The 22,150-nt window shown below is 71.2% G+C and carries 16 protein-coding genes and 1 riboswitch; of the genes, 6 read left to right on the top strand and 10 right to left on the bottom strand.

Annotation, left to right across the window (positions count from 1 at the left end):
• Nucleotides 1–75: 75 nt before the first annotated feature.
• Nucleotides 76–1,893, bottom strand: coding sequence for a glycerol-3-phosphate dehydrogenase/oxidase (locus tag ACFY2Q_RS11855; protein WP_387129772.1), 1,818 nt, complete (start codon nucleotides 1,891–1,893; stop codon nucleotides 76–78).
• Between the two features lie 211 nt (nucleotides 1,894–2,104).
• Between ACFY2Q_RS11855 and ACFY2Q_RS11860 the strand changes: the two genes are divergently transcribed.
• From ACFY2Q_RS11860 to ACFY2Q_RS11870, 3 genes are all read left to right on the top strand, one after another.
• A complete protein-coding gene (locus ACFY2Q_RS11860; protein ID WP_387129454.1) occupies nucleotides 2,105–4,609 on the top strand; it encodes a S8 family serine peptidase in 2,505 nt (834 codons plus the stop codon).
• Between the two features lie 100 nt (nucleotides 4,610–4,709).
• Nucleotides 4,710–5,645 carry a GNAT family N-acetyltransferase gene (locus ACFY2Q_RS11865; RefSeq protein ID WP_387129456.1) on the top strand — a complete coding sequence of 312 codons (936 nt, stop codon included), beginning with the start codon at nucleotides 4,710–4,712 and terminating at the stop codon, nucleotides 5,643–5,645.
• Between the two features lie 87 nt (nucleotides 5,646–5,732).
• A complete protein-coding gene (locus ACFY2Q_RS11870; protein WP_387129457.1) occupies nucleotides 5,733–5,978 on the top strand; it encodes a hypothetical protein in 246 nt (81 codons plus the stop codon).
• Nucleotides 5,979–6,104: 126 nt separating this feature from the next.
• Here ACFY2Q_RS11870 and groL read toward each other — a convergent pair whose 3' ends face one another.
• The 3 genes from groL to ACFY2Q_RS11885 form a co-directional block, all read right to left on the bottom strand.
• Nucleotides 6,105–7,727, bottom strand: a complete 1,623-nt coding sequence (gene groL, locus ACFY2Q_RS11875) for a chaperonin GroEL (RefSeq protein WP_387129460.1) — start codon at nucleotides 7,725–7,727, stop codon at nucleotides 6,105–6,107.
• Nucleotides 7,728–7,997: 270 nt separating this feature from the next.
• Nucleotides 7,998–9,182, bottom strand: coding sequence for a hypothetical protein (locus ACFY2Q_RS11880; RefSeq protein WP_387129462.1), 1,185 nt, complete (start codon nucleotides 9,180–9,182; stop codon nucleotides 7,998–8,000).
• A 128-nt stretch (nucleotides 9,183–9,310) separates the two neighbouring features.
• A complete protein-coding gene (locus ACFY2Q_RS11885) occupies nucleotides 9,311–9,514 on the bottom strand; it encodes a cold-shock protein (protein ID WP_053654337.1) in 204 nt (67 codons plus the stop codon).
• A gap of 469 nt (nucleotides 9,515–9,983) precedes the next feature.
• Here ACFY2Q_RS11885 and ACFY2Q_RS11890 point away from each other — a divergent pair, with 469 nt between their 5' ends.
• The gene (locus ACFY2Q_RS11890; RefSeq protein WP_387129463.1) at nucleotides 9,984–10,505 is read left to right on the top strand and encodes a GNAT family N-acetyltransferase; all 522 of its coding nucleotides are present in this window, start codon (nucleotides 9,984–9,986) and stop codon (nucleotides 10,503–10,505) included.
• A 170-nt stretch (nucleotides 10,506–10,675) separates the two neighbouring features.
• Here the strand turns inward: ACFY2Q_RS11890 and paaN are convergent, their stop codons facing one another.
• From paaN to thrC, 3 genes are all read right to left on the bottom strand, one after another.
• Nucleotides 10,676–12,349: a phenylacetic acid degradation protein PaaN gene (paaN, locus tag ACFY2Q_RS11895; protein ID WP_387129465.1), complete on the bottom strand. Its 1,674-nt coding sequence runs from the start codon at nucleotides 12,347–12,349 to the stop codon at nucleotides 10,676–10,678.
• Nucleotides 12,350–12,400: 51 nt separating this feature from the next.
• A complete protein-coding gene (locus tag ACFY2Q_RS11900) occupies nucleotides 12,401–13,420 on the bottom strand; it encodes a GNAT family N-acetyltransferase (RefSeq protein WP_387129466.1) in 1,020 nt (339 codons plus the stop codon).
• Between the two features lie 253 nt (nucleotides 13,421–13,673).
• A complete protein-coding gene (gene thrC, locus ACFY2Q_RS11905) occupies nucleotides 13,674–14,960 on the bottom strand; it encodes a threonine synthase (RefSeq protein ID WP_387129467.1) in 1,287 nt (428 codons plus the stop codon).
• A gap of 11 nt (nucleotides 14,961–14,971) precedes the next feature.
• A riboswitch (SAM riboswitch) is annotated at nucleotides 14,972–15,107 on the bottom strand.
• A 100-nt stretch (nucleotides 15,108–15,207) separates the two neighbouring features.
• Here thrC and ACFY2Q_RS11910 point away from each other — a divergent pair.
• Nucleotides 15,208–15,504, top strand: coding sequence for a winged helix-turn-helix domain-containing protein (locus ACFY2Q_RS11910; protein ID WP_387129469.1), 297 nt, complete (start codon nucleotides 15,208–15,210; stop codon nucleotides 15,502–15,504).
• Between the two features lie 125 nt (nucleotides 15,505–15,629).
• Here the strand turns inward: ACFY2Q_RS11910 and ACFY2Q_RS11915 are convergent, their stop codons facing one another.
• Nucleotides 15,630–16,091: a DoxX family protein gene (locus tag ACFY2Q_RS11915; protein ID WP_387129472.1), complete on the bottom strand. Its 462-nt coding sequence runs from the start codon at nucleotides 16,089–16,091 to the stop codon at nucleotides 15,630–15,632.
• 1,251 nt (nucleotides 16,092–17,342) lie between these two features.
• On the opposite strand from ACFY2Q_RS11915, the gene ACFY2Q_RS11920 reads away from it, so the two are divergent.
• Nucleotides 17,343–18,050: a DUF4232 domain-containing protein gene (locus tag ACFY2Q_RS11920; protein WP_387129473.1), complete on the top strand. Its 708-nt coding sequence runs from the start codon at nucleotides 17,343–17,345 to the stop codon at nucleotides 18,048–18,050.
• Between the two features lie 41 nt (nucleotides 18,051–18,091).
• On the opposite strand, the gene ACFY2Q_RS11925 is transcribed toward ACFY2Q_RS11920, so the two are convergent.
• Nucleotides 18,092–18,988: an ABC transporter permease gene (locus ACFY2Q_RS11925; RefSeq protein ID WP_387129475.1), complete on the bottom strand. Its 897-nt coding sequence runs from the start codon at nucleotides 18,986–18,988 to the stop codon at nucleotides 18,092–18,094.
• Nucleotides 18,988–21,852, bottom strand: coding sequence for an alpha/beta fold hydrolase (locus tag ACFY2Q_RS11930; RefSeq protein ID WP_387129477.1), 2,865 nt, complete (start codon nucleotides 21,850–21,852; stop codon nucleotides 18,988–18,990). The genes ACFY2Q_RS11925 and ACFY2Q_RS11930 overlap by 1 nt, the downstream gene beginning before the upstream one ends.
• Nucleotides 21,853–22,150 lie beyond the last annotated feature (298 nt).

Raw genomic sequence — 22,150 nt, forward strand, 5'->3', positions numbered from 1 at the left:
ACCCCACCGTAGGTAGCGTCCGAAACCACCATTCGGGGGGGTATCGTTAGTTACCCCTTGGTAACGTACCTTTCCTCACCGAGCGGACGGACGCAACTTCGCCTGATCGTCGTCCCCACCCCGATCCGCCGCGTAACCCCTGACATCCGGAGCGCCGAGCCGTGCCGCGTCCGCCGCCGCGTCGTCCGGCATCAACTGGGACTGCCGCTCCGCCTCCACCCGCACGCGGTAGTGCTCGACCTCGCGGGCCCGGGTCGTCGCGTCCCAACCGAGCACCGCCCCCATCAGCTCGGCGGCGTGCTCCGCCGACTCCACGCCACGGTGGCTGGTCTCGAAGGAGATCCGGGTCCGCCGGGTCAGCACGTCCTCCAGATGCAGCGCACCCTCGGCCCGCGCCGCGTACGCCACCTCGGCGGCCAGATATTCCGGAGCCCCGGCCAGCGGCGACGCGAGCAGCGGATCGGCGTCGATCATCGTGAGCAGATCCAGCGTGAGGCTGCCATACCGCTCCAGCAGATGCTCCAGCACGCCCACCGGCATACCGTGCCGGCGGGCCAGGTCGGCCCGGTCCCGCCACAGCGCCGGATAGCCGTCCGCACCGAGCAACGGCAGGTCGGCGGTACGCGACGCGCGGGCGCCACCCAACCGACGCACGGCCCGATCGACCACGTCCGAGGCCATCACCCGGTACGTCGTGTACTTGCCGCCCGCTACCAGCAGCAGCCCGAGCATCGGCTCGAACACGGCGTGCTCGCGGGAGAGCTTCGAGGTGGAGTCGGCCTCGCCGGCCAGCAACGGCCGCAGCCCGGCGTAGACGCCCTCGATGTCGGCGGTGGTCAACGGCCGGTCCAGCACGGTGTTGACCTGCTGCAACAGATAGTCGATGTCGCTGGCCGAGGCCGCCGGGTGAGATCTGTCCAGACGCCAGTCGGTGTCCGTGGTGCCGATGATCCAGTGCCCGCCCCACGGGATGACGAAGAGCACCGAACGCGCCGTACGCAGGATGAGCCCCGTCTCGCCGGTGATCGCCGAGCGGGGCACCACCAGGTGCACCCCCTTCGAGGCGCGCACCCGGACGCCGGGCCGCAGGCCCACGTCGTTGAGCATTCGGGACATGTCGTCGCTCCACACACCTGTGGCGGCGATGACAGTGCGGGCCTGCACCTCGAACTCGGCGTCCGGGGACCCGGCCGGTGCCTCCAGGTCACGAACCCGTACGCCGGTGACCTCCCGCGCCTGCCGGATCAGCCCGACGGCGCGGGCGCTGCTGACCACCGTGGCGCCGAGGCTGGCCGCGGTGCGGGCCAGGGTGACCACCAGCCGGGCGTCGTCGACCTGCCCGTCGTAGTAGCGGATCGCCCCGGCAAGCGCGTCGGCCCGCAGACTCGGGAAGATCCGCCGAGCACCCTCCCGGGTCAGATGCCGGTGCAGCGGCATCCCCCGGCCGCCGCCGAAGAGACCGGCGAAGACGTCGTACGTGGCCACGCCGGCGCCGTAGTACGAGCGGCGGAAGATCCGGGCGGGCAGGTCCCGCAGACCCCGACCCGCCGGCAGCGGCACCAGGAACGGCACCGGGCGAACCAGGTGCGGCGCGAGTCGGGTCGCCAGCAGACCCCGCTCGGTCAGCGCCTCGTGGACCAGATGGAACTCCAACTGCTCCAGGTAGCGCAGCCCGCCGTGGATGAGTTTGCTGGACCGGCTGGAGGTGCCGGAGGCGAGATCGCGCGCCTCGACCAGGGCCACCTTCAGCCCTCGGGACGCGGCGTCCAGAGCGGCGCCGGCACCTGTCACCCCGCCGCCGATGACCAGCACGTCGAAGCGTTCCGCCCGCAGTCGGCGCAGGTCAGCGGCGCGGCGGACCGGCGAGAGCTGCCCGGCGACCGATCGGGAGATGTTGGGGTCACGCACCCGTCCACCGTAACCGCCGCGCCAATGTGTCGGCATTCGCCGCCACCCCTCAGGCCGGGGCGAGCGTCACCACTTGCAATTGGAGGTGCCCTAACTGCAAGTCTTCCGTCGTGTCGCCGCGGCGGTGCCGGTTTCCGGTCAACCCAGAAGGCGATGGCCGGGTCGAAACTGTTCATCGCGGTCGTAAGGTTCTCGGATGCAAGGGCAGCCTGAGCACCCCTACGTCAGCGACCACACTTCCCCCTGGCCGGTGGTCGCGGCCGTGCTGGCCGGCGGTTGGACGGTGGGGGTAACAGTTGTCGCCCAGTCCGGTGGCTGGCTCACCGACCAGGTGCTGCTGAGCTTCGGGCGGGACCGGGTCGGCTGGCTCTGGCCGGTGCTGGGCCTGGTCACCGCCGCGCTGGTGGGCACTCCCGCCCTGCTGCTGGCCGTACTGCCCCGCTCGGCTGCCGTCCGAGCCACCGGGCGGGCCTGGCTGGGCGCGGCACTCACGCTCGCGGTGCTGACGCTGGTGCGGATCGTGCCGCCTGTGCACCACGAGGCGTACCTGGCTGTGCTTGCCGGTGCGACGGCACTCACGGCGCTCGTCCTGCGCTTGTGGGCGCGCCGGTGGTCGTACCCCGAGGCTTCCGGCTCTGTCGTCGGCGCGGCGCCCCACGGAGACGGCGACGCCGCGCGGCCCGAGGTCGGCGAAGGCCCGGAGCCGGTCGGGCGTTGGCGGGCGTCGCGCGGGCCGGTGCCGCTGCTCGCGGTCGCCGCCGGGCTGGCGCTCCTGCTGCCCTGGGCCTGGCTTGGCGCGCTCGGCGGGCTGTTGGAGACCGCGCTGGCGGCGGTGGCTGCCGCCGCCCTGGGCATGCTGGCCGCGACGCTGTTGGACGCCACCTTCTGGTCCCGGTTCGCGGTCGGCCGGCCGCCGCGCCCAGCCCGGTTGGTGCTGGTCGGCGGCCTGGTCGCCGGGGTGGCGCTGCTGCTGCTCGCCGCCGGCGTCGGTGAGTCCGGGGCGCAACTGCCCAACCTGCTGACGCTGCCGCCGGCAGGTTTCGCGCTGGCCGCCCTCTGGGCGAGCACCTGGCGGCCCACCGCCGACCCGACCGACGCCGCACGCGCCGGCCGGGCCGCGACCGGGTGGCTGGTCGGCCTAGGCGTGTTCGGGCCGCTGGCGTTCACCGACCCGGAAGAGATCACCCTGCTGCTTGTCGGCACCCGCGACGTGCCGTTCTGGGTGGCGGTCGCCGCCGGTGCCGGGCTCGCCGTCGCGGTCCTGGTAGCCATCGGGTACGCGGTGCTGCTGGCCCGGCCGAAGGCACGCACCCCGAGCCGTCGGGTGGCCGCGTTGACGGCTGCGGTGCTGCTGGTGACGGCTGCCGTCGTCGACGTCGGGCCGGGGCAGCCCGGGCTGCACGGCGAGCGGCTGCTTGTGGTGCTGCGCGAGCAGGCCGACCTGAGCGGCCTGCCGGCCGGCACACCGGGGCGGGTCGGACGCGACGCGCGGGCGACCGAGGTCTACCGCCGGCTGGTGGCCACCGCCGAGCGGAGCCAGGCCAACCTGCGTCGGGACGTGACCCGGCTACGACTCGACCCGGTGCCGTACTACCTGGTGAACGCGCTCGAGGTGGACGGCGGCCCGTTCGTGCGGGCCTGGCTGGCGCGGCGGCCCGAGGTGGCCCGGGTGCTGGTCAGCCAGCGCCTGCGGCCACTGCCCGCCCCGGCGGGGCAGAGCCGGGGCGCCGCGCCGGCACCCACCGGCCCGGCGTGGAACATCCGGCAGATCGGCGCCGACCGCGTCTGGTCACAGCTCGGGGTGACCGGAGCGGGCATCGTGGTCGGCAGCTCCGACTCCGGGGTGGACGGGGGCCACCCGACGCTGCGGGCCGGGTTCCGTGGCGGGGACGACTCCTGGTACGACCCGTGGAACGGCACCCGCGCCCCGAACGACATGGGCGGGCACGGCACCCACACGGTCGGAAGCGCGGTCGGACGGGACGGCATCGGGGTCGCGCCGGACGCGCAGTGGGTGGGTTGCGTCAACCTGGACCGCAACCTGGGCAGCCCGGGCCACTACCTGGACTGCCTCCAGTTCATGCTGGCCCCCTTCCCGACCGGCGGTGACCCGTTCACCGACGGCCGACCGGAGCGCGCCCCACAGGTGCTCACCAACTCGTGGGGCTGCCCGCCGATCGAGGGCTGCGACCCGGGCGCGCTGCTGCCGGCCACCGCGGCGCTGGATGCCGCCGGGATCTTCGTGGTCGCCGCCGCCGGCAACACCGGCCCGTGGTGTGGGTCGATCGACGACCCGCCCGCGCCGTACGCGAACGTGCTGACCGTGGGCGCGGTCGACGCGCAGCGGCGGGTGGCGGAGTTCTCCTCGCGCGGGCCGGTGGCCGGCGGCGTGGGCAAGCCGGACGTGCTGGCCCCGGGGGTGGGAGTGGTGTCGGCGATGCCCGGCGGCGGGTACGCGGCGCTGGACGGCACCTCGATGGCGACCCCGCAGGTCGCCGGAGTGGTCGCGCTGATGTGGTCGGCGAATCCGGCGCTTGTCGGCGACCTGCCCCGGACCCGGCAGATCCTGCGCGACACCGCCACCCCTGCGACGCCCACCTACCGCTCCGGCAACCCGGCCGACGCCTGCGGCGGCCCCGCCAACGTCACAGGCGCGGGCCAGGTCGATGCCTACGCCGCCGTCCGCGCCGCCCGGCCATAAGCAAGGGCACCTTATTAACGCCTCGTGTATAGGAAGGGACCCTTCCTAACGCGGCGGGCGGGAGCACGGCACGACGAGCGGTGATCTAGGGTCGGCCACCATGACCGCCGAGATCATCGTCACCGAGCTGACCTCCGATCTGGTTCCCAGCGTGGTACGCCTCTGCGCACAGGCTCTCGACCTGACCGAGGACGCGACCGAGGCGGCAGCCATCGTGGACGTGCTCTGGCCCCGGGCCGCCGCCGACCGTCAGGTGGTTGCGCTGGGCGCGTACCGGGGGGCCGATCTGGTCGGCGTGCTGCTCTGCTCGGTGTCGTCGAGCGACCCGTCCGCCGGGCACGTCGACCTCGTCGCGGTGCTGCCGGATGAGCGCCGCAGAGGTGTCGGCCGGACGCTGCTGGGTCGGGCCGAGCGGGTGCTCGCCGAGCGCGGCGCGACAGAGGTGCTGCTGGCCGGCAACCCGCCGTACTACGCGTGGCCGGGCATCGACGTCCGCTACACGGCTGCGGTCTGCGCAGCCCTCGCGCTGGGCTACCAGCAGGACCGGACCGCCTGGAACATGACAGCCGACCTGTCGTACGACGGGTCGGCGGCGCTGCGGTCCACCGAGGCGGCGGAGCGGCGGCTAGCCGATCAGGGCATCACCGTACGCCGGGCGGAGCTGGCGGACCTGCCGGCGTTGACCGCGTTCGCCCGGTCCACCTTCGGTGGCACGTGGGACGGCGAGTTGGCCGGGTCGGTGGGTCGCGATGGCGCCGGTTGCCACCTGGCGGAGCGGGCCGGCGAGGTGCTGGGTTTCGCCGCGTACGGGTCGTCCCGACCGAGCTGGTTCGGGCCGATGGGCACCGCGCCGGTCGCCGAGGGTTCGGGGATCGGCGGGGTGCTGCTGCGGCGCTGCCTGCGCGACCAGCGGGCAGCGGGGTTGGACCGGGCTCAGATCGGCTGGGTGGGACCGGTGCCGTTCTACTCGGGCAGCGCGGGTGCCCGGATCGAGCGGGTCTTCTTCCTGTACCGGCGAACACTCGATGTCGATTAAAGGGCGAATGGGATATAGACCCAGATAACGCGATTCGCCCCCATCGGTCATCGGCGCCCCCTACCGTTTCGGTAAGAGGAGGCAGCCATGACCACGGATGATGACCAGACCGAGGACGGCCCGCCGATCACCTGGAAGCCTGTCGCCGAACTCCCCGGTCAACTGCCGTTCGACCGACTCGACTACGGCGACGCCGAGCAACTGGCCGAGATGACCACCGACGGCGCGTCGGTGGTCGAGGAGTCGCAGGAGATGGTGGACGCGCCGATCCAACTGCCTCCGCCGTACGACCAGGCGAAGAAACGGCGCAACCAGCGCCCACTGCCCACCTGACAGTCAACGGGCCGAACTGCCCACTGCCCACCTGACAGTCAACGGGCCGAACCACCCACTGCCCACCTGACGACGAACGGGGCGGACCGCGTCAGCGGCCCGCCCCGTTCCGTGTCGGAACTGGACTCAGAAGTCCATCTCTCCGCCACCCGGGCCAGCCGGGGCAGCCGGGTGCTTCTCCGGCTTGTCCGCGACAACAGCCTCGGTGGTGAGGAAGAGCGCCGCGATGGAGGCGGCGTTCTGCAGCGCCGAGCGAGTCACCTTGGCCGGGTCGATGATGCCCGCGGCCAGCAGGTCGACGTACTCGCCGTTGGCGGCGTTGAGGCCGTAACCCGCTTCGAGGTTACGGACCTTCTCCACCACGACGCCGCCCTCGAGGCCGGCGTTGACGGCGATCTGCCGCAGCGGGGCGTCCAGCGCGACCTTGACGATGTTGGCACCGGTCGCCTCGTCGCCGACCAGGTCCAGCTTGTCGAAGGCGGTCTTGCCGGCCTGCACCAGCGCGACGCCACCACCCGGGACGATGCCCTCCTCGACGGCCGCCTTCGCGTTGCGAACGGCGTCCTCGATGCGGTGCTTGCGCTCCTTGAGCTCGACCTCGGTGGCCGCGCCGACCTTGATCACCGCGACGCCACCGGCCAGCTTGGCCAGCCGCTCCTGCAGCTTCTCACGGTCGTAGTCGGAGTCGCTCTTGTCGATCTCGGCCCGGATCTGGTTGACCCGACCCTGGATCTGCTCGGCGTCACCGGCACCGTCGACGATCGTGGTCTCGTCCTTGGTCACCACGACCTTGCGGGCGCGGCCCAGCATGTCGAGGCCGACGGCGTCGAGCTTGAGGCCGACCTCCTCGCTGATGACCTGACCACCGGTGAGGATGGCGATGTCGGCGAGCATGGCCTTGCGGCGGTCACCGAAGCCCGGCGCCTTGACGGCGACCGACTTGAAGGTGCCCCGGACCTTGTTGACGACAAGGGTGGCCAGAGCCTCGCCCTCGATGTCCTCGGCGATGATCAGCAGCGACTTGCCCGACTGCATGACCTTCTCGAGGATCGGGAGCAGGTCCTTGACCGACGAGATCTTGCTGTTGACGATCAGGAGGTAGGGGTCGTCGAAGACGGCCTCCATGCGCTCCGGGTCGGTCATGAAGTAGGCCGAGATGTAGCCCTTGTCGAAGCGCATGCCCTCGGTGAGCTCAAGCTCCAGCCCGAAGGTGTTGCTCTCCTCGACGGTGATGACGCCTTCCTTGCCGACCTTGTCCATCGCCTCGGCGATGATCTCGCCGACGGTGCTGTCACCGGCGGAGATGGAGGCGGTGGAGGCGATCTGCTCCTTGGTCTCGACGTCCTTGGCGAGCTTGGACAGCTCCTCCGAGACGCTCGCGACAGCAGCCTCGATGCCCCGCTTCAGGGCCATCGGGTTGGCGCCAGCGGCCACGTTGCGCAGGCCCTCGCGCACCAGGGCCTGAGCCAGGACGGTCGCCGTCGTCGTGCCGTCACCGGCAACGTCGTCGGTCTTCTTGGCGACCTCCTTGACCAGCTCGGCGCCGATCTTCTCGTACGGGTCCTCGAGCTCGATCTCCTTGGCGATGCTCACACCATCGTTGGTGATGGTGGGGGCACCCCACTTCTTCTCGAGCACGACGTTGCGGCCCTTCGGGCCGAGCGTCACCTTTACGGCGTCAGCGAGCTGGTTCATGCCTCGCTCGAGGCCGCGGCGAGCCTCTTCGTCGAACGCGATCATCTTGGCCATACGGCGTTGTCCTCCTGGACACTCACGGGCCACCCGAGTTGTGTGCCCCGGATGGGCCGCCTGGTGTACGCACCTTGGGACGTCGCCACCTGGCGACGACGACGTCCTTCGGCCGGGCCGGATAGCCCGCGACGACCAGCCATGCCACCCCGGCGTCTCCACGCCGGTGCAACCTGGCCCCACCGTCCCGACCATTGGCACTCACGGTATGCGAGTGCCAATGACTTGTTTAGCACTCTCCCCTGCCGAGTGCAAGCACGATGGGGGCGCTCAGCCGAGTTCCGCCGCCAGTTGGGCGCTGTTCACCGGCGCCTCATAGGCCCGCTGCTCGGTGTACGTGACCAGCAGGCCGACCAACTGGACGAGGTGTGCCGGCAGGGCCAGCAACGCGGTGACCCCGATCACGGCCACCGCCCCGACCGCAGTGCCCGGCGACAACAGCGGGTCCGGACCGAGCGCCACGTTGCCCAGCGACTCCAGTAGGCCCGGGATCAGGCTGCCGACGATCACCACCGCGGCCACGAGCGCCACCCGGCCGAGCATCAGCCCGAGCCGGTCGTGGAACATCCGGAACGACCGGCCGATCGGGTTCTGCCGTTCGAAGAGGTAGACCGGACCGGCCATGCTCAGCGCGAACGCCAGGTAGATGCCCGGCAGTACGCAGAAGCAGACACCCACACCGACGAGCACGCTGATCAGCAGAGTCCAGCCCCACAGGCCGAGCGCCCGGCGCACGCCGTACCGCAGCGCGGCGTCGACGCGGGCCGGCCTGCCGGCCGCCTGCTGCGTGATCACCCAACTGCCGGCGGCCCATCCCACCGCCTGCACCAGACCGAAGAGCAGGCTGCCGCCAACCAACGCCACGAGAAGGATGGCCACGTCGGTGCCGAAGGTCTCCGGCAGCCTGGCTGTCGCATCCGACCCGGGCTCCGCCGCCCACGCGTCCCAGCCCGCCGTCGGGTCCACGGCCAGCGAGATGATCGAGAGGACCGCCGCCGGCAGCACCTGGGTGAGCAGGATGATCGGCACCAACTGCCGCCAGCCCCGACGCAGCGCGCCGTTGAACCGGCTGAGCCAGCCCTGGATACCGGCGCCGGGCGGGGTGACCAGGGCGTCGTTGGGGTCGAGGCCGTGACCCGGCGGGTACCAGCCGACCGGTGCCCCCGGATACCACTGCTGCCCGCCGTAGGGACCCGCGCCGGGCGGGTAGCCGCCGGTGGGCGGGAAGACCCAGCCCTGCGGCGGCGGGCCCCAACCACCCTGCGCGGGATCCCAACCGGGCGGCGGGCCGGAGGGCGCACCGGGCCGCAGACCGGGGGCCGTGCCGGGCGGCATGCCGGGCTGCGGACCGGGGGCCGCGCCGGCGACCGGCGGCGTGCCGGGCGAGGTCGGATCGGACGGACCCTGCTCCCCCGGCCCGAGGGGCGGGGTGGGCGGGGGCGGCTGGTCGGTCATGAACCCTCCTCAGCATCGGCTGGACGGTTCACGATCTTCCAGGGTGGGCATCGCTACCACAGCCCCGACCCGCCGACGACCGGAGGCGATTCACCGGCCGGTCGGACGAGGTTCAGGCGGGGTGATGCTCAGGCGACGACGCGCACGTGCTCCGCCTGCGGACCCTTCTGGCCTTGGGCGATCTCGAACTCCACCCGCTGACCGTCGTCCAACGCCTTGTAGCCGTCCATCTCGATCGCGGAGAAGTGGACGAACACGTCCTGACCGCCGTCGACGGCGATGAAGCCGTAGCCCTTCTCGGCGTTGAACCACTTCACGGTGCCCTGTGCCACGGTGCACTTCCTCACTCTGCGCGGCGTTGCCTGGCAGCGGCGCACGGCAGGGCCGAACGCCTCCCGGCCCACCGCTTCACCGATCGACGTCGACCGCTGAAATGGGTGACCGAAATCGCACGCTACACGAGGAGTGACGGCCGCGCACTACCGCAAATCGGGCACATCCTGGGCGGCGTCGAGCGCGTTCCCGACAGCAGGAGCCATCACCGTTTTCGATCGGAGATATCCACGCTCATGACTGCCGGCGCGGCACGGGCCGCGTTGCCTCACTGGCGCAGACCGCGGAGCAGGATGTCGAGATATCGCTCCACGGCGTCATCGGCGCCCTGGCCACCAGGTTGTGGAACATGGCGCAGGAGCGCAGCGGTGTCGCGTACCTGGGCGACGCACTGGCGTGACCCGGCCGGCCGACGGCGATCGAGCACGTCGAGATCCGTCGTCCATCTCCTGTGATAGGCATGCGGGCATGACCACCGAGCCAGGCCTCCGACCGGCGACAATTCGTCGGGTACGCCCGGAGGACGCCGCCCGGATGCGGGCGCTGCGCCTGGAGATGCTCGCCGACGCACCGCTTGCCTTCTTGGAGACCGTGGCCCAGGCTGCGGCGGTCTCCCACGCCGAGTACGCCGCGCGGATCGCGTACACCTCGCTCGGGCCCAACAGGGCGCAGTTCATCGCCGACCCGGGTGGCCGGCTGGTCGGGCACGCCGGTGGCACGCTGTCCCCGGACGAGCCCGAACTGACCGTGATCTACGCCGTGTACGTCACCCCGGCCCGTCGGGGCACCGGGCTGCTCGGTGAGCTGATCGACGAGGTGGCGGCCTGGTCCCGAGCGTGCGGCCGGCCGGACCTGATGCTGGAGGTGGTGGTCGGCAACGACCGCGCCTACCGGGCCTACCAGCGCCTGGGCTTCATCGACACCGGCGTACGCGTGCCACACCCCACGATCCCCGCCCTGACCGAGCTACAGATGCGCCGCCCCGCCTAAACCCGAGCAACCCGTCCCACGGCAGAGCCACAAAGCTGCCCCACAAAACCGGCTGCGTCCGAACCAGCGTGCCGACAAAGGGTTTCCGGGGCAGCCCGACCCGCGCAGGGATCAAGCCTGACCGCCCGAAGCGGGTCGGGCTGCCCCGGAAACCCCACCACAACGAAAGATCAGACGTGCCGCCGAGACTGCACGATCCGGAACCGGTTCGCCACATAGGCCCCGTCGGTAAGCGCCGAGTTGGCCGCCGCGTTGGCACCGCTGCCGTGGAAGTCGGAGAACGCCGCCGACTGGTTGACGAAGACGCCGCCGGTCAGGTTGCACGACAGGTGCACTCCGACCTCGACAGCCACCGCCTCGGCGGCGTCCAACACCGCCTCGTCGGTCGAGTAGACCCCCGCGGTGAGCGCGCCCTTCTCGCCGACTGTCCGGAGCATCAGCTCCAGGCTGTGCGCTGTGGAGTCGGTGGCGATGGCGAACGAGATAGGCCCGAACCACTCCCGGCCGTAGGTGTCCGCGTCGTCCGCGGCCAGCTTCACGATCGTCGGGGTACGCACCACCGCGTCCGCGTACGCCGGGTGTGCCACGGCCCGCGACTCCAGCACCGGCTCGCCGACCTTTGTCACCTCGGCCAGTCGCTCCAGCACCCCGTCGTTGACGATGGCGCCGGTCAACTCGACACCTCGGGCCGGGTCGGCGGTGAGCTTGCCGACCGCTGCGGCAATGCCGCCGGCCACCTCGTCGAAGCTCTTGTGCCCCTGGTCGGTCTCGATGCCCCCGGCCGGGATGAGGATGTTCTGCGAGGTGGTGCACATCTGACCGCTGTAGAGGGTCAGCGTGAACCCGAGGTTGCGGCACATGCCGGCGAAGTCGTCGGTGGAGTCGATGACGACCGTGTTCAGCCCGGCCTTCTCGGTGTAGACAGACGCCTGCCGGGCGTGCGTCTCCAACCAGTCGCCGTACTCAGTGGAGCCGGTGAAGTCAACGATCTTCACGGACCGGTGCAGGGCCAGGTCACTTGCGAGCTTCTCGCCGGGCGCCTCGGCGGCCAACAGGACCAGGTTCGGGTCGAAGCCGGCCTCGGCGAGCACCTCCCGGGCGTACTTGACGGTGACGGCCAGGGGCAGCACCGCGCGCGGATGCGGCTTGACGATCACCGGGTTGCCGGTGGCCAGCGAGGCAAACAGGCCCGGGTACGAGTTCCAGGTCGGGAAGGTGTTGCAGCCGATCACCAGCGCCACGCCACGGGGCACCACGTGGAAGGTCTTGGTCATCCGCAGCGGGTCGCCCTTGCCGGCGGGCTTCTCCCAGCCGGCCGTGCCCGGGTGCCGGGTCATCTCGGCGTACGCGTACGCCAGCGCCTCCAACGCCCGGTCCAGCGCGTGCGCGCCGCCGGCCTGGAACGCCATCACGAACGCCTGCCCGCTTGTGAACTGCACCGCGTTGGCCAGCTCGAAGATGTGCTTGTGCAGCCGGTCGAGGATCTCCAGGCAGACGCCCACCCGGGCCTGCGGGCCGGCATCACGCCAGGCCGGCAACGCGGCGGAGGCGGCGCTGATCAGCTCGTCGGTGCCGGCGTGCGGATAACGCACCGCCAACTCCACACCGAACGGGCTCGTCTCGGTGGCGATCCGCCCGACCGTGCCGGGCTGGTCGAGAGGAAAATCCCCACCGAGGTACGCCTCGAAGGCAGCCTTGCCGTCGGCGGCGGCGGTCTCGCCGTACACCCGGGGGCTTGGGGATTCGGGGTACGCGGACCAGTAGCCCCGCTCCGTGATCGCGGTCAGCGCGCGGTTGAGGGTGTCGGCGTGCCTGTCGTACAGGGGATGCGGGGTCTCCGTCATGCCCGACATCATGCCTGAGGACCCTGCGCGAGCAGTAGCGCCGACTGCCCGTCAGAGGGTGAGCTGCCAGTTGTTCCAGGATTCCAACGGGCGGAAGCCGAGCCGCTCGTTGATCGCGATCATGTAGCTGTTGCTTGCCGCGTTGAAGGTGTCGATGACGCGTACCGCCGGCTCGTGGGTGAGCAGGTGATGCAGATTTTCGATCTTGGCGAGCAGGCCGAGTCGATGCCCCCGGTGCTCCGGGTCGACGATGGTGATCTGTTGGAAGGCGTGCCAGTCAGCGCTGGCACCCACGTCGAGCAGGGTCCAGGCGACCAGCCGACCGGACGCCTCGTGCCGCATCCCCAGGTGGTAGCGCCGCCGACCTCTGGCCTCCAACGCTCGGTCGGTGCCCCGGATCCGTTCGGCGTCCACCTGCTCCGGCTCCCACTGCACGTCGCCCATCGGCGCGTCCATGAGCAGCCGGCCATCCAAATAGGCGATGTCAGCGACGTACTCCGGCGGGGTCGCCCCCTGCCAGGTGACCGACTGATAGCCCTCGGCCAGGGCGTGCGCCTCGGCGAGCGCCGCCCGCAGCGCAGCCCGGTCGATGGTGTCGATGTCGAGCCGGCGACACACCTCGGCCAGCGCGGACTGCGCACCTGTCGAGGCGGCGAACGCGTCACCCGCCACCGATCGGGACGGCCCACCGGGCAGCGTGGAGACGGTCATCCCGAGCGCCCGCTTGCGTCCGCGCTCGCGCAGCAGGCGCACCCCGTACTCGTGCAGGGCCCGGCCGACGCCGCGACGCCGCAGCTCGGGATGCACAGTCAGCTCGACGTTCGCGTTGTCGGTGTTGTCGAGCTGGGGCAGGTCCAGCTTGAGGTAGCCGGCTGGCACGTCGTCCAGCCGGGCCAGCGCCCAGAGCGACTCGGTTCCGGGCATCGGCGTATGGAAGAGCGCGTCGAAGTATCGCCGACAGAGAGGCGGGAAGTCCGGCATGTCGACGTCGCTGGCCGCCGCGCCGATCCGGTACGCCTCGTCGATCGCGGCCCGGTTTGCGCCGTCGAAGGACGCGATCGTGATGCTCATGCCGGCGAGCCTGGCACCCGGAAAAGCGATCGGGCCACCGAATTAATCCGGTGGCCCGATCGAACGTGGTCGGGAGGGACACTCGCACAACGCCTCCGGCGTTGGGTCGCAAGAACTTCAAAAGTCTCCGGCGAAATGCCCTCCCGCACGGAGCATCTTGCGCCGTCCGGTTCCTGCCGTCAAGTCCATAGCGGCGGGTTTTCCGCACTCACAGCGAAAACCCAGTTACCCGGCGGATCGCCCGCCTGCCGAGTCAGCCGAGGAGGCCAGCGTCGCGGGCGGCACGCAGCGAGGGCTTGATGTGGTGGGTCGGGCCGACCTGGCCGGCGACCGCGTCGATGGTCTTCAGGCCCTCGCCGGTGTTGAAGATGACCGTCTCCGCCGTCGGGTCGAGCCGACCGGACTCGACGAGCTTGCGCAGCACCGCCACCGTCACCCCACCAGCGGTTTCGGCGAAGACACCTGTGGTGCGGGCGAGCAGCCGGATGCCGGCGCGGATCTCGTCGTCGTCGACGTACTCCATCCAGCCGCCGGTGCGGCGGACCGCCTCCAACGCGTAGAGGCCGGCTGCCGGGTCACCGATGTTCAGCGACTTGGCGATGCCTGTCGGCTTGACGGGGGTGATCGTGTCGGTCTCGGCGTGCAGCGCCGAGGCGATCGGGTTGCAGCCGGCCGACTGTGCGCCGAAGACCTTCCAGCCGCCGGCCGGCGGCTGGACCAGGCCGATCTCGACAAGCTCGGAGAACGCCTTGTCGATCTTGGTGAGCAGCTCGCCGCTGGCCATCGGGATGACCACCTGGGCCGGGATCCGCCAGCCGAGCTGCTCGGCCACCTCGTAGCCGAGGGTCTTGGAGCCCTCCGCGTAGTACGGCCGGACGTTGACGTTGACGAACGCGGTGTCCTCGAACTCGTCGGTCTCGACCAGCTCGCCGCAGAGCCGGTTCACATCGTCGTACGAGCCGTCGATGGCGACGAGCTCGCCGCCGTAGACGGCAGTGGTGATGACCTTGCCCTGTTCGAGGTCGCTGGGGATGAAGACCACCGAGGGAGTGCCGGCGCGGGCGGCGTGGGCGGCCACCGAGTTGGCCAGGTTGCCTGTCGACGCGCAGGCGAACCGGGTGAAGCCGAGCGCCTTCGCCGCGGTGAGCGCCACCGAGACGACCCGGTCCTTGAACGAGTGGGTGGGGTTGGCGCTGTCGTCCTTGACCCAGAGCGGCGCGGTGATGCCCAGCTCGGCGGCGAGGAGCGGGGCCGCCACCAGCGGGGTCAGCCCCGGGTCGAGGGTGACCCGGGTGGCCGGGTCCTGACCGGCGGGCAGCAGCGCGGCGTACCGCCAGATGTTCTTCGGGCCCGCCTCGATCTGCTCGCGGGTGACAGTGGCCAGTGCGGCGGTGTCGTAGTCGACCTCCAGCGGGCCGAAACACTCGTAGCAGGCGTGCTGGGCGGCGAGCGGGTAGCGGGCCGAACAGGCGCGACAGACCAGAGCGCGGGCGGGGCTTGTGGAGGTGTCGATGCCGGAGGCGGCGAGGGTCGACGTCATGTCGAGAAGTCCTCTCATCTTTCCCCGCATCGCACGGTGCGGCAGGGACGGAATTGGCACCTGCCCCGCCTGTCGCTCAGCGGTGAGCGCGCGGGGTGGTTGCCGGGGCGTCGTCGGGCCGTATCCCTCAGCCCCTCTGGATGAGGTATTCAGTTGTGCCGCCGAGTCTAGGCACCGTCGGCCGTCGCATCCAGCGCGGATCCCACGCTGTGAGCTAACAGACCAGGCCAGGGCAGGTGATCAACGGGTGGTGGCCGCCACCGGATCGACCACCGCGACCGGGTCGGTGACCGCTGCCGGCCAGGGCGGTGCCGAGCGCCGCGAGCACGCCTGCAACACATTCGAGATCGGCGTCTCCAAGGCGACCCGCAGCCACCACCTCAGGGTGCTGCGCGAGGCCGGCATAACCCGCACCCGGGCCGCCGGCACCAGCCGCTACGTCCGCCTCCGCCGCGACGAGCTGAACAAGCTCTACCCCGGCCTCCTGGACGCCGTCCTCATCCCCCGCCCGCCTGCGTCCTCGTTCGCCAGCCGCACCGAGTAGGACCTGCCACCGGCGCACGCTATGGAGCTGAATCGTCTGCGACATCAGCGCAGGGATGGCCTCTCGCCAGGCGCGCCGCCGGAGCCGCCCCATTGAGGCTCCGGCGGCGCGCGGCACATGTGCGATCAGACGGACACCGAGCTGGGCTCGGCGGCCGAGACCGGCGCTGGTGCCGATGGAGAGTCGTTGCGACGCCGGGCGAGCAGCGTGTCGAGCGCCCAGGACCCCGGGCCAAGCACCGCTACCAGCAAGAACGACCAGCAGAAGAGCGCCGACAGCTCACCGCCGTTGTGCAGTGGCAGCAGGCCCTCGGGCTGGTGTACGACGAAATAGGCGTACGCCATCGAGCCGGAGGCGAGAAGCGCGGCGGGCCGGGTGAAGAGCCCGACCAGCACCAGCGCGCCGCAGACCAACTGGATCAGCGCGGCCCACCAGCCCGGCCAGGTGCCGAGGGGTATCGCCTTGCCGGTAATGGGGTTGCCGCCGAACAACCCGAAGATCGAGGACAGGCCGTGCAACGCGAACAGCAGGCCGGTCACGATGCGGAACAGGGACAGGATCGGCCCGCCGAGCCGAGACAAGTTCATGGGACCTCCATCGACACAAATAGATACCTGTCAATGATGAGGCAGGGCAAGATTGAAGTACATAAATTCCTTGCTAGTGGGAAGATCCTGGCCGAAAACATCTCGGAAGAAACGTTCACGACCACGAGCAGCCCCGGCGGCGGAGGTGCGACACAGGCACCGCCACCTGCACCTATGCAAGAACTCAAGCTATGCGCCACACCGGCTTGCGGCCGTGGGAGCGCTCCCGAACTTTAAGATACAGCCTGTCCTGATGCCCGTACAGCCTGTCGAACTGCCCATCGCGCCCCGCCGCGCGCCCACTTCGCCTCAACTACGGCCGGGGCCTGCCGTCGTCGCCCCACAGCACGTAATCCACCCGGTGCCTCCCCGCGACCGCCGCGACCGTCCCGCTGTGGCTAACCAGCGCGGGCTGCGTCCACCCGCCGATCGGCCAACTCCCCTGACCGACACAAGGCGGCGGCTCGCAGACCCGGCCAGCCCTGTGCACGCACGGCCAACTCCCCCGACCGACACAAGGCGACGACTCGCAGACCCGGCCCGCCCTGCGCACGCACGGCCAACTCCCCCGACCGACACAAGGCGACGACTCGCAGACCCGGCCAGCCCTGTGCACGCACGGCCAACTCCCCCGACCGACACAAGGCGACGACTCGCAGACCCGGCCAGCCCTGCGCACATGGTCGACTTTCCCGGCCGACACGAGGCCGCAGCTCGCGGACCCGACGCGGCCCTCCGAACGCATGGTCAACTCCATATCGCCGATATTGGGGTGACCCGTTCGCGGGATACCGCAATGTCGGCGAAATGGAGTGGATCAACAGGCCGCGATAGGTGAGCAGGCTAGCGATGTCGCAAACGATTCAGCTCCAAAGGCACGACAGGAGGGCCCCCGGGGCAGGCCAGCGCCGGGTAGGCAGGCAGTTCGGCGGGCAGACGGCGGCCAGGCGGCCAGGCGGACGGCTAGACGGGCCGGCCGGGTCGGGCGGCTAGACAGGCCGGCCAAGTCAGGCGGCTAGACAGGCCGGCCAAGTCAGGCGGCTAGACAGGCCGGCCAAGTCAGGCGGGGCGAGCGGGCGAGCAGCCGGGCAGGCGAGGCGAGCGGCCGGGCGGGCGGCGAGGCGAGCGGCCGGGCGCGCGAGCAGCCGGCAGGCGGGCGGGCGGGCGGGCGAGCAGCCGGCAGGCGGGCGGGCCGGGGAGCGGTGGGGAGCGGTCGGCGGTGGTGGTCGTCGGGCAATGGTGGACGCCGAGATGAGCGATGATCGGCGGATGATCTCGCACGACACGGCAGCATGGCGACGGATCGGCGCGGTGGTCGCGTCAGCGCTGGCGCTCGGCGCCTGTGCACCCGGCGACCATCGCGGCCAGTCCGGGGACCCGACGGGCCCACCGCCGGTGCGCACGGCTGCGCCCAGCCCGTTCGCGAGCACCGATCCGCTGCCCGAGTGCCCGGGATCCGGTATCCGGATCCGGGCCACCGGCGGAGACGCGGCGAGCGGCCTGCGTGCCCTCGGCTTGGAGTTGGTGAACTGCGGCGAGCAGCCCTATCGACTCAACGGCTACCCGAGTTTGCAGGTGGTGGACGAGCAGCGCCAGCCGATCGCCCTGCGGGTGCTGAACGGGGCGAAGGACATCACGATGGGCTTCGACCAGCCGCCCCGCGAGGTCACGCTGCAAAGCGGGGATCGGGCCACCGCTGTGGTGCTCTGGCGCAACCTGGTCACCGATTCGACTGTGGTGGCCACCGAAGGGGCGTACCTGTGGGTCGCCCCCGCTGCCGGGCAGCCGACCCAGGAGGTCGACCCGGACGGACCGATCGACCTGGGTAACACCGGCCGGATCGGCGTCAGCGCCTGGAAGAAGGCCGACCCGTCGACGCCAGCGCCGACCCGGCCGGCCCCGCCGCCGGCGCCGAGCGCGGTGCCGTCGTCGGTGAACCCACCCGCCAGCCGGCTGTGAGAGCGGCCGGCGGTAAGGGCACCGGCAACGAGACCAGCCGGCTATGACGTGATGTCCTTGCGGGTGAAGCGCCAGAACGCCAACCCCCAGAACAGCGTCGCGTAGCTGATCGCCGAGATGCAGCCTCGCACCACGTCGTCGGTCTGCACCGGAGTGGAGAGCAGCCCCAGCCAGGCGGTGCTGAAGTGGGTGGGCAGGAAGTCGCGTACCGCGCCCAGGGCGGTGATCTGGTCCAGGATGCTGGACAGGATCCAGAGCAGCACCGCACCGCCGACCGCGCCCAACGCGGCGTCCGTCGTCACCGACAGCAGGAACGCCAGCCCGGCCACCACCAGGAGTACGACCGCCAGATAGCCGAGCACGGCGAGCAGCCGAAGCAGCCCCTCGGTGGGTTCCAGTTCGGCGGCGACAGTGCTGCGCAGGGGCGACCAGCCGTAGCGCAGGGTGCCGGCGAGCAGGGCGGTGCCGGCCAGCAGAAGCAGGGCCAATCCCGAGTACGCGAGAGCGACCACCAGCTTCACCGTGAGCAACCGGGCCCGGGGCACCGGGATCGCCAGCAGGTAGCGCAGGCTGCCCCAGCTCGCCTCACTGGCCACCGTGTCGCCGCAGAACAGCGCGACGACGACCACCAGCAGGAACGACGCCGATACGAAGATCGAGAAGAGGGTGAAGTTGAGCCCACCGGAGGTGGCAAGCTCGACCAGGCTGGAGAACTCGTTGCGGCCGTTGTCGTCGTCGCCGCCCGAGTCGAACTGGAACGCGATCAGGATGATCAGCGGCAGCAGCACCATGAACCCGAGCGCCAGCTGGGTCCGCCGCCGGGACGCCTGCCTGCGGAACTCCGCCGCGAAGGGCATTGTGGCCGACGGCCGGTAACCACGGGCCGCACCGGCCGGGTCGGTGACGCCCAGCGGCGTGTCGACGGAAGAGCCAGCCATCACCTGTCACCGCTTCCCCGAGAGTTCTCGCCCACCAGGGCGAGGAACGCGTCCTCCAGGCGGCGCCGGGGCACCACCCGGTCCACTCCGATGCCGGCGCGCACCAGCTCGGCCACCACCTCGCTGCGGGCCGTGCCGTTGGTGTCGACAACCAACTGCCCGTCGCTCTCCGGCAGCACCCGTACGCCGTGCAACTTGTCGAGCACCGCCCGCGCCGCCGCCGGGTCGCTGACGTCGAACAGCACGCTCGGCGACTCGCCCACGATCTCCTCCACCGGCCCGGACGCCACGATCCGGCCCTTGTTCACCACCACGGCGTGCGTGCAGGTCTGCTCCACCTCGGCCAGCAGGTGGCTGGAGACCAGCACCGCCCGCCCGTCCGTGGCGTACCGCTGGAGGACCCGGCGCATCTCGGCGATCTGCGGCGGGTCGAGCCCGTCGGTCGGTTCGTCGAGCACAAGCAGCTCAGGCAGCCCGAGCATGGCTTGGGCGATGGCGAGCCGCTGACGCATGCCGTGGCTGTAGTTCTTGGTCTTCCGGTGCACCGAGTCGCCCAGTCCGGCGATCTCCAGCGCCGCGTCGAAGTGGGCGTCCTCCCACGGCCGTCCGGTGGCCTTCCAGTACGCCTTCAGGTTGTCCAGGCCGGTGAGGTGCGGCAGGAAACCGGGCCCCTCCACGAGCGCGCCGATCCGGGAGAGCACAGGTGAGCCGGGCACCAGCCGCCGGCCGAAGACGTAGATCTCGCCTGCGGTCGGTTGGGTAAGCCCCATCAGCACCCGCAGCGTCGTGGTCTTACCGGCGCCGTTGGGCCCGAGCAGACCGACCACCTGACCCGGGTGCACCTCGAAGTCGACGTTCGACACCGCGACGAAGCCGTCCGCGTACTCCTTGCGCAGTGAGCGCACGGCCAGCGGCGTGTCCGCGTACTCCGGATGCACCGAACTGTCCTGCCGGCGGTGCCGGCGGCGGACCACGGCGACGACCACGACGAGCCCTATCGCGATGGCGGCGAGCAGGCCGGCGAGCACCCAGCGCCACACGGTCGCCGCGGTGGGGATCGGCTCGCCGCTGATCGTGGGCAGGCTTACCGCGCCGTCCGCCGCCACCGTGTAGACGGTGGGTTCGGCCGGCGTGGTGTACGCCTGGTCGGAGGTGGCGACCACCAGGCGCAGCCGGTGCCCGGCCTCGACGCGGTGGACGATCCCGGGAAGTGTCACGGTGACCGGGCTGGCGTCCTGCACCCGCTGCGGCAGGCCGCTGAGGCGGACCGGGGCGACCAGACCGTTCGACAGGGTGGCCGCGCCGTCCTTGTCGACGTCGTAGAGCTTGACGAAGAGCACCGCCTCACCCGTCGGCGACGCGGCCCGCAGGGTGATGGTGGGTGCGCCCGCCACGTCCACCGCCTCGGTCAGCGGCTCGGACTCGAACCGGGCGTGCTGGCCGGGCACGTCGCCGGCCACACCGCCGAGCAGCGAGGAGAGCCCGCCTGCGAACGGGATCGAGGAGATGGCCGCCGGGTTGCCGTTCGGCGGGTTCGCGATCGGTTGGGCCGGGCCGGTGACCGTGACCTCGCGGCGGCTGTCGCCGTTCAGGCCCGGGTAGTCGGTGGCGCGGAAGCCGGTGGCGACCAGACCCCGGTCGAGCGCGTCGAAGCCGGCGATGCGCGACCAGGTGAAGTCGTCGCCCGGTGCGTCGCCCTCGCCCTTGACGTAGTGGTCGAGCCACTGGACGGTAAGGAACTTCACCCGGTCCGAATCGGAACGCGGGCCGGCGCCGCCGTCGTGGCCGCCGGTGAACCAGGCGACCCGCACCGGGGTGCCGGCGGCGGCGATGCCCTTCGCGTTGGCGTCGGCCTCGCCGAGCGGAAAGAGGGTGTCCGCCTCGCCCTGCACCAGCAGGGTGGGCGCCTTGATCCGGTCCAGCGCGCCGGCCGGGCTGGACCGGCGAAGCAGGTCCACGGCGGCCTGGTCGGCCTGGCCTGTGGTGGCGATCCGCAGGTACGCGGCGCACACGTCGGCGGCGAACCGACCGCACGCCGGATCGGCCGCCCCGGACGGTGTGCCACCTGGACCGGTGCCCGGCCCGCTGCCCGGCCCCGGGCTGGGCGGGCCGGCGGACGCGGGTGCGCCCTCCGGCTGGGCGGCGGTCGTGCCGGAGAGCCCGGCCGGGCCGCTGCCCACGTTGCCTCCCCCGCCGAAGAAGAGACCAGCCCAGCCCTTCTTGAACACACCCTCGGTCGGCTCCCGGCCGGTGCTCTCCGGCAGGAACGCCCGCGACAGGTCATTCCAAGTGATCATGGGAACGATCGCGTCGACCCGCTGGTCCTGAGCGGCAAGCAGCAGCGCCAACGCGCCGCCGTACGAGCCGCCGACCACGCCCACCTTCGGATCGCCGGGGGCGTCGGTGCGCACCTCGGGACGGGAAGCCAGCCAGTCCAGCAGCCGCTGGGCGTCGCGCACCTCGTGGTCCGGGCTGTCCAGGTGGATCTCTCCGCCGCTGCGGCCGAAGCCCCGCGCGGTCCAGGTGAGCACCGCGTACCCGCGCTCGGCGAACTCCTCCGCGTCGGAGCGCACCGACTCCTTGGTGCCGCCGAACCCGTGTGCCAGCAGCACCGCCGGCACCTTCCGGCCGGACGACGCCTCGGCCGGCAGGTAGAAAGTGGTGTCCAGGTCGACGGGCTGGTCACCGGACGGCCCGGAACGGACGGTGAGCATCGCGCTCTGGGTGCGTACGCCCGATCCCCGTGGCCACACCGCCCAGCCGACGGCGGCGGCCAGCAGCACGACGACCGCCGCCGCGGCGATCGCGCGACGGCGGGTGGGCAGGGCACGCCGGAACCACGCGGCCGGCGATGGCGATCTCATGCGGCACACGGTACGGCCCGCAGCCTGAGCGCTGGCTGAGATCCGCCGTACGTCCGTCCGGTTGCCCCGATCGGTGATCGGGTGAGGTGCGACCGATCACCGTCCGACGCGTGCCAGTGAGTTGAGTTCGGATCCCGTGAATTCCGATCTTCCTCAGATATCCACCTCGATCCCTTCATGTCACACCCACCAATGCCACACAGCGTGTCGATAACCCGGGCGAATGGTGACATCGCTCGAACTGACGCGAACCTGACTCGCCGGCAGCGGCTCCACCGGGGCAGCTTCGATTAGTTTT

Origin of the sequence: Micromonospora sp. NPDC000316 (assembly GCF_042898885.1) — a bacterium.
Classification (GTDB): Bacteria; Actinomycetota; Actinomycetes; order Mycobacteriales; family Micromonosporaceae; genus Micromonospora.